1 protein-coding gene is annotated in these 989 nt (G+C 32.2%); it reads right to left on the bottom strand.

Going from position 1 to position 989, the window contains the following annotated elements; translation table 11 throughout:
- A partial coding sequence (locus HMPREF0216_RS13515; RefSeq protein ID WP_005215319.1) for a glycoside hydrolase family 3 N-terminal domain-containing protein occupies window positions 1–989 on the bottom strand: 989 nt, incomplete at both ends.

The following is a 989-nucleotide window of genomic DNA, read 5'->3' as shown; positions in this document are numbered from 1 at the left end:
CTTCTTAATATTGTAGGCATTAATGCTATATCAACACCAGCTTTAATAGTCATAATAACAGCTTCAACTTCACCAAAGTTTTTAGAGATTGCATCCATATTAAGAGCATCTGTTATGATTACTCCATCATAGCCCATATCTTCTCTTAAAACTCCAGTTAATATATCATCAGATAAAGTTGCTGGAAGAGTTATTTCTTGTCCATCATTTTTAGAAGTATAAGTGTCACTTTCAATTTGTGGATATTGAATATGAGCAGTCATTATCATATCAACACCATTATCTATTGCATCTTGGAAAGGTTTTAATTCAACTTCTTTAATTTCTTCATAACTTTTATCAACTAAAGGTAGTCCATAATGAGAATCAGTCGCAGTATCACCATGACCAGGGAAATGCTTAGCGGCTGCTGAAACACCTTGATCTTGAATACCATTAATCATTTGAACACCAAGTTTACCAACTAATTCAGGATTACTTGAAAATGATCTTAAACCTATAACTGGGTTTGCTGGATTGTTATTAACATCTACAGATGGAGCAAAGTTAACATTAATACCTAATGAATTTAACTCTTTTCCTATTACAGAACCAGCTCTATAAGAACTTAATTCATTTTTTGTTGCTCCTAGTGCCATATTTCCAGGTAAGCTTGTACCAGTTCCAAGTCTAGTAACAATACCACCTTCTTGGTCAATTGTTATTAGTAATGGTAAATCATTAGATTCATCATTAGCAATAACTTGTTGTAAATCGTGAGTTAATTGTGCAGTTTGTTCAGTAGTTTTAACATTTTGAGCAAATAAAATTACTCCACCTAAATCGAAATCATCTATAATTTGTGCAACTTCTTCATTCATTGTAGTAAAATCAGAAACTGCATCTTCTCCATTCATTTTCCATTGTCTAAAGTCAGGCATTAACATTTGACCTATTTTTTGCTCAATAGTCATACCTTCTACAATAGCTTTAGCTTGTACATTTGAATC

It is taken from the genome of Clostridium celatum DSM 1785 (genome assembly GCF_000320405.1).
Taxonomy (GTDB): Bacteria; Bacillota; Clostridia; order Clostridiales; family Clostridiaceae; genus Clostridium; species Clostridium celatum.
This window is presented reverse-complemented; position numbering and strand designations above follow the sequence as displayed.